Genomic DNA, 2,424 nt, shown 5'->3' on the forward strand with positions numbered 1-2,424 from the left:
ACATTAGGTGAGGTATTTTTTTTAGTGAAAATACTAAACAATGTGGTCAATAAATTTCCTGATATACGTGTATTTTGTTGCACTAAATTTTCCTTGATTTGTTCTATCCGTGGTTCATCAATTACTAAGTTTTCATTTTTTAAATTCACAATAAGTTGTTGTACAAAAATCGCTGCTTCAGAAGGACGATCTTCGATTATATCCTTTACACAAGTTTCCAACCACCCTAGAAGTTCATATGTTTTGATAGATTCCCTTGTAGGATGTGACGCCCCAATATTATTTCTCATATACAAAATATGCTTGAGTTTTTCGTGAAGCAAATCAGAAATGAGTTCGAGTTTTCTACATGTGTCAATTAAAGTATTATCCTTAATCGAACTTAAATCTTCGACGGTTGAATATGTATCTCTAAGTTCACCACCCACAGCTGCATCAAAGAATAAATCTAGTCCGTAGAAATTCACTTTYTCCCTTAATGAAATAACAACCTCATTCCATAAGTAATTCAACGCAGCATCATATAAACCTATCGCAGAACTAGCAACAAACTTGGATAAATAAATTGCATTACGTTTACTTTGAGGAGATAGTTCTTGTACTGCTTCAGGTAAATTCTTACTCATAAGATTACGCTCTCTAGTAGAAGCAATAATTCCCTCATGTGGAAGTCCTAGACCTTGTAAATAATTTTCGAAGTTCTGAAAACTTGATAAAGAGTAAATCTTTTGATCACTTTCCATTAGTTCGGTCTCATTATTGCTCAATTTTGTCATCTCCTATTATTTAAGTATAAAAAACTTAATTATGAGTTTCATTTTACACAAGTATATTCCATATTAATACAGATTKTATAGCTTTATAAGTATTGATAATGATGGTTATCTCTACCTAGAAAAATGGACTGAAGAATTTTATTTAAAACCAATAAAGACAACATATGTAAAAATATAGTAAAATAGTCTTTGAATCTATTACACTATAGAATATGGGGTTATTATGAAGAAAATTTTAATATTGATGGCATTATTGTTGTTCATTCCATTTAATGAGATGGCTGAGGCTCATTCTGGGAGAACGGATAGTAGTGGTGGGCACAATTGTTCTGAGAAGTCGAAGGCAAAAGGATTATGTACGGGTTATCACTCTCATAATGGCGGGGGAGATACTTCTTCAAGTGGTAGCTCATCAGCTAATACCACCCCCTCTTCCAATCAATCAGGGGACAAGGATTGTTCAGATTTTGCAACATATGATGAGGTAGTCAATTACTGGAATGCCAAAGGATATTCAAAAACTAACGATCCTGAAAAATTAGATGGTTGGGGAAATACTGTTGATGATGGAATTCCATGTGAAGCTCCAGGTGATTACGATACTTCTAAAATCAGGGGTAGTGCAGCACAAATAGCGCAAATTGAAGCAGAAAAAGCCAAAGTTATAGCAGAACAAGATGCTGCTAAGGGTGAAAAAGACGGTTATGCTGCTGGTTTAAAAAATGGATATGAAGAAAAAGAAAAATCAGCATCTTCAAAAGGATCCGAAGCATATTTATCTGGTTATTCATCTGGTTATTCCAAAGGGTTTGATGTGGGTAAGTCTAAGATAGCAACGGAAAAAAAACAGGCTGACCAAGCCGGATATTCATTAGGACAAAAACAAGACAAAGTTGAAATACCTACAAAATACGCAAATAATAAATCGTTATCTAACTCTTTCACGGCTGGATTTAATAAAGCAGTAACTGAAAGAAACAAAAAAAGAGAAGCTGAATTGAACATATTAGGTTATAAAGATGGAAAAAATGATAAATCTAACGAACCGAAAAATGAGAAGCCAAATTATCTAACGGCATATCAAAAGGGGTTCGCTAAGGGCCAACAAGACTTAAAACAATCTTATTTGGATAAAGGTTATCTGGCTGCCTTCACAATGCTTGAATATAAGAAACCAAAACTTGAAAACAGAAAGTATATTACGTGGTACCAAGAAGGTTTTGAATCCAATAAAGATGTCTTGAAAATCGAGAAGATAGCTTACAACATGGGTTTAAAAGGAGAAAAACTTTCAATTCCACAAGAATATATCGATTCAAAAGTAATTTTTAATCATCACTATGAGATTGGTGCGCTTGAGTATGAGGAAATTGAACGAAAACAAAATGCCCAAACTGGAACTGGTATTGGATTGATGTTTCTAGCGTGGCTAGGACGTCGGTTTTATGTGGCTAAAAAAATGACGATTGCATAGGGTAGGTGAAGAAATGGGTATTTATCGAAGTGTTTGTTTTAAAGTTGAAGATGTTATTGTTAATCTTTTGACCAAAAAACAAGATCCCAAACAAATTGAACAAAGGGTTTCAAGTTATAGATTAACGGTAGAACAAGAAAAGGAAATGAGAAAGAAAAAAGCGCAACAAAAAGC

The 2,424-nt window shown here is 33.7% G+C and carries 2 protein-coding genes; one reads left to right on the forward strand and one right to left on the reverse strand.

Annotation, left to right across the window (positions count from 1 at the left end; genetic code table 11):
- Window positions 1–767: hypothetical protein (locus tag AC1DSL_RS17315; protein WP_477533172.1), on the reverse strand; the 767-nt coding region annotated here is incomplete at its 3' end.
- A 232-nt stretch (window positions 768–999) separates the two neighbouring features.
- Here AC1DSL_RS17315 and AC1DSL_RS17320 point away from each other — a divergent pair.
- Entirely contained in the window at window positions 1,000–2,250 is a 1,251-nt protein-coding gene (locus AC1DSL_RS17320) for a YHYH domain-containing protein (protein WP_477533173.1), read from the forward strand.
- Window positions 2,251–2,424 lie beyond the last annotated feature (174 nt).

It is taken from the genome of Paenisporosarcina sp. P4_D4, from assembly GCF_056401835.1.

Coding starts and splice junctions, on each gene's coding strand:
- AC1DSL_RS17320 (WP_477533173.1), top strand. CDS start 1,000: ATGAAGAAAATTTTAATATTGATGGCATTATTGTTGTTCATTCCATTT.